This window comes from Pseudonocardia sp., from assembly GCF_025965585.1.
GTDB lineage: Bacteria > Actinomycetota > Actinomycetes > Mycobacteriales > Pseudonocardiaceae > Pseudonocardia.
The window spans coordinates 1-8,512 of record NZ_JAOPWR010000160.1 but is presented as its reverse complement, the minus strand read 5'-3'; the positions used below and the strand labels follow the sequence as shown (position 1 = coordinate 8,512).

Genomic DNA, 8,512 nt, shown 5'->3' with positions numbered 1-8,512 from the left:
CGGCCACCGCCCATCTGCTTGCCCGGTTGCCTGGGACATGTGACTACCTGCCAGCCGTAAATGCCCGGCCCCGGCTCACATCACGGCGGGAATGGTGGGGGAGGGTATGCCGCTCACGGTCCGGAGGCGAGCGTCGGCCCGGTCGGTCGGGTTGCTGCCAGCAGGGGTGGACCACTCCTGCCAGCGCCAGAGCGTGACGGCCGCTGGCGGTGATGCACGCAGTGGGCGTGGCCGCGACGATTTCTCCGTGAGACAGAAGCCACTTGCGATGCCCCGCCCCGACCTGAGGAGCACACGATGAATTGGATGATCAACCGGAGGCCCGAGTCGGACCAGCCCGTCCGAAGCATCGATCTCACCGCGGTGATCGGCGGCCGAGGCACTCTGTACCTGTGCCCGGACGTCGCCGCAGTGGACCAGCACATCGTGCGGTTGTACAGGCAGATCGAGGACATCGGCCTGTGGCTCCCGGAACTCGGCCAGCAGAACTGGGCCGATATCGACCTGTTGCTCGAGCGTCGGATGTTCCTGGCGCTCGATCTTCAGGTGAGCGATGCCGCGTGACGGCCAGAAGGAATGATGAAAACCAGCGCAGGTCCCACGATCTCGACGCGAACCGAGCAGCCCAGATGGCGTTCGGGCCGAGTCCGTCCGGAGTACCGACCGAGCCCGACATGTGCCGAAGGCACGGCCGGCGACGAGGCAGGGATTCCGGCACCGCCGACGTCCTCCCCGCTGAGTCCCCGGGATCTCGCCGTCCTCCGAGCCGTCGCCGCGGGCCGTTGCGAGATGCCCGTGGCAGCGGGCGGGTCACTGACCGTTGACGGTCTCTGTTTCTGCGATCAGTTCGTCGGTCCGCGGCTCGCGAGTGCCGGGCTGATCGCCGCCGGGCCCCGGACCGGGCCGGTGCGGCTCACCGCATCGGGTCGGGAGCTGCTCGAGGTGGCGTGAGGGTCCGTCCTCGGGCACCCGGTACGCAACGCGGCCGACGTCGAACGGCTGCCCCGCCTGGAACCGGAGCAGGTTACCCCGGTCAGCGACGCGCAGATTCAGCCAGTGGAAGCGTTCGCCTCGACAAGTTCGGTGAGTCCAGTTGTCGATCTCACGGGGACGGTCGCTGATCTCGGAAGCGGATCTGCGCGGGCGGTCCGCCGGTGGCGGCGATGATCGCCTCGCCGATTGTGAGGGAGTCCCGACCGGTCAACGGCACCCGGACGAGGAACCGCGAGGTCCGCGAACATCTTGGGCCGCTCACGGGCGGCGCACGCCGCCTCGTCCGCGGCGGCGGCGCGGTAGGCCCCGCGGCCGCCGTGTCGAACAACCTCACGCGAGATCACCGAAGGATCACGCCCCACGCGCAGCGCGATCTCCTTGTCCTGCAAGCCCTCGGCCAGGCCACGGGGTACGGCGGGCATCCTGTCCCACCGAAGTCTCGAGATCAACTGCTCGCGGTCGGACGAACCCTCTTGGCCGCCAAGGCGGTACTCGTCCTCGGGCGGTCGCAAGCGGGGACGGCGGGCCGCGGCGATCCGGTCATCACAGGAAGGAACGTCGTGTCCGACGCCCGGACCGAGGTGCTCCTGCTCGCCTGGGCCGCGGCCGATTTCGTGACGGTCACCGTCGTCCTACTGCTCGTGCTGTAGCGGTAGCACGTGCTCAGGGGTGTCGGTCGAGCCCGTCGCCGGCGATCAGCTCGGCTCGGGTGAGGACCCCGTCGATGCCGCCAGAATCGTCGCGACCACCGCCGAGTAGTCGAGGTCGTCCGCACCGGCCTGGGCCGCCTGCTCGAGCCAGCTGCAGGTGGCCGCCGCGAGCCGGAGATCTTGGCGGGGCTGGGCCGTGGGCTCGGTGACCAGCCGAAGGTCCTTGAGGGCAAGGCGCAGCTTGAAGCCGGGTGGGTAGGTGCCGGACTCGACGTTGGCGCGCTTGCTCCGGGCGGTGCTTCCGATCGGCGACTCGGCCAGGATGTCCAGCAGGGTCCGGCGGTCGAGCCCGAGGGTGTCGCCGAGCGCGAGCGCCTCGCCGAGGGCCGTGATGGTCACGCCGAGGATCAGGTTGACGACGATCTTGGTAGCCGCACCCGCCCCTGGGCCTCCCACGTGGTGCGGGGTGCCGAGCGAGGCGAGCAGCGGCTGGGCGAAGTCGAAGGCCTCTTGACTTGCGCCGACGTAGATGAGGAGCCGGCCGGCGATCGCCTCGGGGATGCCGCCCCGCACCGGGGCGTCGATCAGGGTGACGTGGCTCGGCAGCCGCGTGGCGACCGAGCGGATCATCTCCGGGCCGACGGTGGACATGTCGATGAGCCGCTGCCCGGGGGTGAGGGCGCCGAGCACGCCGTCGTCGTCGAACAACACCTGTTCGAGCGCCTGAGGAGTCGCCACCATGGTGATGGCGGCGTCGGCTCCGGCCACGGCCTCGGCCGGCGAGGAGGCCGCCGAGGCGCCCTGGTCGACCAGCGGTCTGGTCTTGGCACTCGTCCGGTTCCAGACGGTGATGTCGTGCCCGGCCTCGAGAAGCCGGGTCGCCATCGGCGTGCCCATCAGCCCGAGACCGAGGAACGCGAGCTTTGCCATGAGATGCTCCTTTGTGGATCTTCTTGTGGCGGCCGATGCAGTGGCCTGCTCGGCTCGGTCCTGGTCGGCTTCGTGATCCTCCAGCGCGAGACGCTCGACCTCGTCGAGTGTTCCCGTGGACGGCCCCCGAGTCGTCACCGCTGGCCCGCATCCGCGCTCCTGGCAAGCTGGAGTCCTCGCATACCTGCCAGCGGGACTTCGTCGGGCAGGTCGTGAGTTGCGCCCGTGACGGCGACCCGGTTCCCACGGGCGGCACGGCACGTGCCGGTTCCGGCTCGACGCGGGGAGGGACGAGCCTCAGCGCGCCCCGGCTCCGCTGCTGACCGGTGGAGTTGTGCCGAGGTACATGAGCTCCCGGACGGCGGCCTCGGTGTAGCTGTCGATGACCGTGCCGGTGCTCGATGCGCAGCTCTCCAGCGAAGCGCAGGTAGTAGTCTGTCGCGTCTAATTGCTGGGGTATAAGTGGCGGAGTTTGATGCGGGCATCGGTGGTGGTGAACTGCCAGTTGACCTGACGGTGGTCAGTGTTGGTGGCCTGTTGCCAAGCGGCGAGTTCAGTGTTGAGGGTGTCGATGTCGGTGATGCGCCGGTCGAGGCACTGGCGGGTCAGGGCTGAGAGTTCGATCTCGGCGATGTTGAGCCAGGAGCCGTGGCGGGGGGTGTGGTGGATTTCCAGGCGCTGCGCCAACGCAAACGCTGTGGCGGGTTCAAATGCCTCGTAGAGCGAGCCGATGCCGTGGGTGTTGAGGTTGTCCATGACCAGCACGACGGTCTCGGCGTCGGGGTAGTCGTGGGTGAGGAGCTGGTGGACCTGGCGGGCCCAGTCGATCTTGGTTCGGCGTGGTTGGGCGTCGACGCGGCGCCACCCGTGCAGGGGCTGGACCCAGACGAAGATCGCGCAGGTGTCGTTGCGGACGTACTCGTTGTCTTCTTTTCGGTCGTGACCGGGCTCGGCGGGGATCGGGTCGCGGACCTGTCCGAGCAGTTGGTAGGGCTTCTCGTCCATGCACACCACCGGTCGGGCCGGGTCGTAGGGGCGGGCATAGACGGCCAGAATGTCTTCCATCCGAGCGGCGAACTCGGCGTTGGCGTGCGGTGGGATGGTCCAGCATTTCCTCAGATGAGGACGCAGTTTCGTTTTTTTAGGACCCGGCCGATGGTGGAGTGGTCCAGGTCCGGGATGTCCTCAACCAGCGCGACATGACGCTGCAGAAGCCGCAGTGACCAGCGGGAATAGCCCTCGGGTGGGGTCGAGCAGGCGAGCTTGATCAGGCGGGCCTCGACCTCGCCGGTCACGATCGGCGCCACCGGTGGGGTCTCGCGCTGCTTGCGGCCGATCGTGGCCAGTACGTCGCCATCGGTCTCGGTGAACCGCTTCGCGATCAGGCCCACTGTGGTCGTCGAGGTCGCGACCCGCGCCGCGACCACCGCCCGATCCGGCGCCGGCCCCTCCCGGTCGGGGTCATTCTCGTCCAACTCCAGCAACGCCCGCGCCCGCATGATCATCCGTGCCGAGTGCACACCGGTCCTGGTCAGCTTGATCAGGAACTCGCGATCAGCTGCCGACAAGAAGACCTTGAACACCTTCGCGCTGGGCATCGTCTGGGCATCCTCTCAGCAACACGAGCGAACTGCTGAGAACTGATACACCAACCACTGCAATATTTAGCGGCGACACGCTAGTAGGCGCCGTCGGAGCGGACCGGGTGTGGCGGCCACCTTCTTGAGGCGGTGGAGTTCGTCGATCAGCTGTTCACGGCGAGGTCCCGGTGCGGATGAAGGTGACGGCGTAGATGGTTGATCAAAGAGCTCATCGGGGATCGCCCCAGTCGTGGCCGTGATACCCCACGCCCGAGGCATCGGACGACGTGCCGGCCGCGCTGTAGGTCGTTCCCACTCGGCTCCTCGACGGCCTGCTCACGTGATGCCGCCGGCCAAGCAGAGGTCGACACCATCCAGCGGTCGGCGCCGCCCGGGCAGGCCTATCCGCGTAGCGTGCCGGTAGCCGGAGGAGCGGTCCCGCGAGCGAGTAGTCCGGTCGTGCGGCGACGCGGTGTTGGCGTTGCGCCCGCGCCCGTGAGACGCTCCGCCCAGACCTGGGCAGCGTCCTGACCTGACAGCAGGGGAGGTCCGCCGATCATGCTGGCCATGATGATGGATCCGCACCTGCACCGCCCGGCCTCGGCGGAAGGGTAGCGGACGGCGATGTCCGCGTTGCGTGTGATCCTTGCCGAGGACGACGTCCTGCTCCGTGAGGGTGTGGCCAGCCTGCTCGAGCGGTCGGGTCTCGAGGTCGTAGCGCAGGTCGGCGACTGCATCGGACTCCTGGAGCTGGTTCGCGACATGGAACCCGAGCTGGTGATGGTCGACATCCGGATGCCGCCGACCCAGACCACCGAGGGGTTGGAGGCTGCCGGGGAGATCCGGCGGCAGTTCCCGGGGACCGGGGTCCTGGTCTTGTCGGCCCATGTCGAGGTCGAGCATGCGATGGAACTGCTGGCGAGCGGGAGGGGTATCGGTTACCTGCTCAAGAGCCGGGTCAGTGACGTGGCGGAGTTCATCGACACGCTCGAGCGGATAGCCAAGGGCGCGTCTGTGGTGGATCCGGCGCTGGTGCAGGAGCTGGTGTCAGCCCGCCGGCGCAATGACCCGCTTGCCGTGCTCAGTGTGCGGGAGCGTGATGTGCTGGCGCTGATGGCGGAAGGGCGCTCCAACGCCGGGATCGCTCGGCAGCTGTGGATCACCGGCGGCACGGTCGAGAAGCACGTACGCAGCATTCTCACCAAGTTGAGCCTTCCCGAGACCGGCGACGACAACCGCCGCGTCCTCGCGGTGCTCAACTTCCTCGAGGCCCGCTGACCGGGACGGCGAGATCGCCGTCTCCCTGGGGTGCCCGAGCGTCAGTCGGAGGAGCGCGCCCAGAGATCGATGCCGGACTCGGTGGCGTTCTTGTCGATCTCGGCGAGCTCGTCGGCGGTGAAGGCGAGGTTGCCGAGTGCGGCGATGTTGTCCTCCAGCTGGGCGACGCTGCTGGCGCCGATCACTGTGGAGGTCATCCGCGGATCGCGAAGCGTCCACGCGAGCGCCAGCTGGGCGAGCGACTGTCCGCGCCGGGCCGCGATGTCGTTCAGCGCACGGATCTTGCCGAGGTTCTCCTCGTTCAGCCACTCCGGTCGCAGCGAGGTGTGCTGGCCTGCACGCGAGTCCGCGGGAACCCCGTTGAGATACCGGTCGGTGAGCATGCCCTGCGCCAGTGGGGAGAATCCGATGCAGCCGACGCCCTCCTGCTCCAGCACGTCGAGCAGGTCCTGCTCGACCCAGCGGTTGAACATGGAGTACGACGGCTGGTGGATGAGCAAGGGCGTGCCGAGCCGCCGCAGGATCGCCGCGGCTTCGGCGGTCTTGGTCGACGAGTACGAGGAGATGCCGGCGTAGAGGGCCTTGCCTTGCCGCACAGCTGCGTCCAGCGCCCCCATCGTCTCGTCGAGCGGGGTACTGGGGTCGAAGCGGTGCGAGTAGAAGATGTCGACGTAGTCCAGCCCCATCCGGCCCAGGCTCTGGTCGAGGCTGGCGATCAGGTATTTGCGTGAGCCCCACTGGCCGTAGGGCCCGGGCCACATGTCGTAGCCGGCCTTTGTCGAGATGACCAGCTCGTCGCGGTACGGCCGGAGATCGGCGGCCAGCACGCGGCCGAAGTTCGCCTCGGCGGAACCGTACGGCGGGCCGTAGTTGTTCGCGAGATCGAAATGCGTGACGCCGAGGTCGAACGCGCGACGGACGATCGTTCGTTGGACCTCCAGCGGCCGATCGTGCCCGAAGTTGTGCCACAGGCCCAGCGATATGGCGGGCAGGTGAAGGCCACTGTGGCCGCTGCGGCGGTAGCTCATCGCGTCGTATCGGTCTGATGCGGCGGTGTACGTCATCGGGAAGGGCTCCAGATCGCGGCGGTACAGGGATCAGGCTGTGCAGCGGGCGAGCTCCGCGATCTCGTCGGGCTCGGCACCGCGGGGGCTCGGTGGCGGACGGAAATCCGCCCCCGTCGAGCGTCGGCGTGTGTGGCCCACGTGTCGACACCGCCAGCCGGACTCGGCGCTTCGGGCTAGCCGGGGCATCCGGGTACCGGCCAGCAGGGACGCGGCCCGGTGTCGTAGCCGGCTACGCACGGGACCGGCACCACCAGCAGCAACAGAGGGATCTCGACCGAAGGCATCGGGTATCACGCGGTATCGACAACTCTGAACCCGAGCTCGTCGCAACGGCCGTCGGAGCCGCCTGGAGCCGAGCCGAACCGGTCACCTCGCGGAAGCGGACGTCGCAGCCGCGGACGAACCTGGGCGAGCACCCGACCAGCCGCTGGTCCGTGTCGCCGCCCGGCGCCCGCTTCCTGGCCGACAATCGTGGAGCCGACACCGTCAGGGACACGATCACCGACATCCGGGTGCCATCGGCGCACGAGCCTCAGGTTCCCCGAGGCGCATCAGTTCGGCCAGGCCCGTCCGCCCGGCCCCCGTCGCTGCCGCCGAGCAGCTCGATGATCGCGCGCGCCGAGAGTTGCGACTTCGGCACGAAGCCGATCGCCGGGCTGGCGTCGATGAGTTCTCTGAGGTCCTGTTCGCGGTGGGCCGAGATGAGGACCACCCGCCTGCGCCGGCCCGTAGCCCGGCTCAGCCGTTCCGCCACGTCGAACCCGCTCTCAGCACCCAGCCCGACGTCGACGAGGACGACGTCGGGGTCGTACTCCTCGGCGGAACGGAGTGCCTCGGCGCCGGTCGACGCGCTGGCCACGACGATGATCCCCTCGCGCTCCAGCAAGCAACGGGCAGCCCGGAGGAACTGGGTGCTGTCGTCAACGATCACGGCGCGTAGGGACACCCGCCTCACTATGCCTGGTTGGCACAGCAACCACATTGCAGCTAACGGTAACCCGCGATCCCGGCCGGCCTGTCCGGTCACCGAAGACCTGCCACCAGGAGCCGACGACTCCGGCGAGCGACCCGGACCGAAACCGGCTCGAGGCACCGCTGTGCCCGGGCGGGGGACGGGCTGCCCACACCGGCGCTGTGCCCTCAGTGGCGGTGCAGCCACCTAGACTTCGCCACGCTCGGGGCCTTGCCGGCCGCGCGGCGCCCTCGTTCGTCACGCGACGGAAACGTGGGTTCGGGTGGCCACCGGGTACGTTCCACGACGAGACAGGCCGCCACAGGACGGTATGTGATGCCGCACGTCTGCGCAGTTCAGACCATCGAAACGGGATCGAGCCGCATGTCAGGAAGCCCGTGCAAGCACGACTTCCTGTTCTGATGGTGCCCGCCGGCCTGCTCCTGCTCGCGGACTCGCGGACCCCGTCGGGTGGTCACGGCCACTCCGGCGGGGTGGAAGCGCTGGTCGACCGCGGCCTGATCCGCACGGTGGACGACCTGGCCCTGTTCCTGGAGGGTCGACTGGCGACGGGAGGCCGCGTCCAGGCGGCGGCCGCGGCGGCGGCCTGCGCCCTGGCCGCCTCCCGCGAGTCGGCACGTTCCGGTGCGCGGGTCGGCGCGGACGGGCCGGGTCTACCCGGCGAGTCGACACGTCCTGGCGGGAGAGCCGGTGCGGGGCGGTTCCCGGACTGGGCGCGGTGGGACGCGGCCGTCTCCGCCAGGACACCCTCGGCGGCGCTGCGGCTGGCGTCACGGGCGCAGGGGGCGGCGCTGCTGCGCACCGTGGCCCTCGCCTGGCCCGGACCCGCCGTCGACGCGCTGCGGGCGCTGCCGCACGTCCACCATCCGCTGGTGCTCGGGGTCGCGGCCGCCGGCGCGGGGGCGTCACCGGAGGACGGCCGGTCTCGCCCTGCACCACCTGGTCGGGGGGGCGTGCAGCGCCGCCGTCCGGCTGCTGGGGCTCGACCCGCTCGCGGTGGCCGCCGCGGCCGTGGCGGCGGGACGGTCCGCCGATCCCGTG

General features: G+C 69.4%; 9 protein-coding genes. 4 read left to right on the top strand and 5 right to left on the bottom strand.

Annotation, left to right across the window (positions count from 1 at the left end; all coding sequences use genetic code 11):
• Positions 1–306 precede the first annotated feature (306 nt).
• Together JWR81_RS10035 and JWR81_RS10030 are read left to right on the top strand one after the other, a co-directional pair.
• Positions 307–564, top strand: a complete 258-nt coding sequence (locus tag JWR81_RS10035) for a hypothetical protein (RefSeq protein WP_297649758.1) — start codon at positions 307–309, stop codon at positions 562–564.
• 590 nt (positions 565–1,154) lie between these two features.
• Positions 1,155–1,643: a hypothetical protein gene (locus tag JWR81_RS10030; RefSeq protein WP_297649763.1), complete on the top strand. Its 489-nt coding sequence runs from the start codon at positions 1,155–1,157 to the stop codon at positions 1,641–1,643.
• 45 nt (positions 1,644–1,688) lie between these two features.
• Here JWR81_RS10030 and JWR81_RS10025 read toward each other — a convergent pair whose 3' ends face one another.
• From JWR81_RS10025 to JWR81_RS10015, 3 genes are all read right to left on the bottom strand, one after another.
• A complete protein-coding gene (locus JWR81_RS10025) occupies positions 1,689–2,573 on the bottom strand; it encodes an NAD(P)-dependent oxidoreductase (RefSeq protein ID WP_297649756.1) in 885 nt (294 codons plus the stop codon).
• Between the two features lie 444 nt (positions 2,574–3,017).
• Complete coding sequence (locus JWR81_RS10020) at positions 3,018–3,674, bottom strand: IS630 family transposase (RefSeq protein ID WP_297649761.1); 657 nt, start codon at positions 3,672–3,674, stop codon at positions 3,018–3,020.
• Between the two features lie 14 nt (positions 3,675–3,688).
• Positions 3,689–4,171: a helix-turn-helix domain-containing protein gene (locus JWR81_RS10015; RefSeq protein ID WP_297649754.1), complete on the bottom strand. Its 483-nt coding sequence runs from the start codon at positions 4,169–4,171 to the stop codon at positions 3,689–3,691.
• A 615-nt stretch (positions 4,172–4,786) separates the two neighbouring features.
• On the opposite strand from JWR81_RS10015, the gene JWR81_RS10010 reads away from it, so the two are divergent.
• Positions 4,787–5,431 (top strand): response regulator transcription factor, encoded by a 645-nt coding sequence (locus tag JWR81_RS10010; protein ID WP_297649760.1) that lies wholly within the window; start codon positions 4,787–4,789, stop codon positions 5,429–5,431.
• Positions 5,432–5,472: 41 nt separating this feature from the next.
• Here the strand turns inward: JWR81_RS10010 and mgrA are convergent, their stop codons facing one another.
• Positions 5,473–6,495, bottom strand: a complete 1,023-nt coding sequence (gene mgrA, locus JWR81_RS10005) for an L-glyceraldehyde 3-phosphate reductase (protein WP_297649752.1) — start codon at positions 6,493–6,495, stop codon at positions 5,473–5,475.
• Between the two features lie 535 nt (positions 6,496–7,030).
• On the bottom strand, positions 7,031–7,429 hold the full coding sequence (locus JWR81_RS10000; protein ID WP_297649750.1) for a response regulator transcription factor: 399 nt from the start codon (positions 7,427–7,429) through the stop codon (positions 7,031–7,033).
• Between the two features lie 443 nt (positions 7,430–7,872).
• On the opposite strand from JWR81_RS10000, the gene JWR81_RS09995 reads away from it, so the two are divergent.
• The coding region (locus tag JWR81_RS09995; protein WP_297649747.1) for an urease accessory UreF family protein at positions 7,873–8,512 on the top strand (640 nt) is incomplete at its 3' end.